General features: G+C 58.4%; 1 protein-coding gene. It reads right to left on the bottom strand.

Features of this window, described 5'->3' with window-relative positions:
* The coding region (locus tag RCF13_RS05945) for a hypothetical protein (RefSeq protein ID WP_308140958.1) at nt 1-406 on the bottom strand (406 nt) is incomplete at both ends.

The following is a 406-nucleotide window of genomic DNA, read 5'->3' as shown; positions in this document are numbered from 1 at the left end:
ACACCGCTGCCGGTGACCTGGCCACCACTGCGCACTAGAATACCGGTGGCGTTATTGCTGGTTTTAATCGTTGTATGCGTACCACCGTTATCCTGCAGCGTGCTCACGCTGTTGGCGCCTGTGGTATTAACTCCGGTGCCCGTGGTTGTAATGGCGACGCCGCTAGCGGTAAAGCTGCCGCCATCTGTGAGATCGGCATTGAAGACGCCGGTAACCGCGGCGATCGAGCCGCCGGTCAGATTTATGATACCAGCATCGGTGACGTTCGCGCCCCAATTGCCGGAGATGACCTCGACATTGGTGCCGGTAATATTACCGCCGGAAGCGTAAACCCCAATGGTGCCAGCGTCGATGACTGTGTGGACGGGCGCCGACGGATCGCGGGTATCAAGACCAAGGATAATCG

Source organism: Stenotrophomonas maltophilia group sp. RNC7 (assembly GCF_030910085.1).
Taxonomy (GTDB): domain Bacteria; phylum Pseudomonadota; class Gammaproteobacteria; order Xanthomonadales; family Xanthomonadaceae; genus Stenotrophomonas; species Stenotrophomonas sepilia.
The sequence above is the reverse complement of the archived record's forward strand: the minus strand, read 5'-3'. Positions and strand labels throughout refer to the sequence as shown.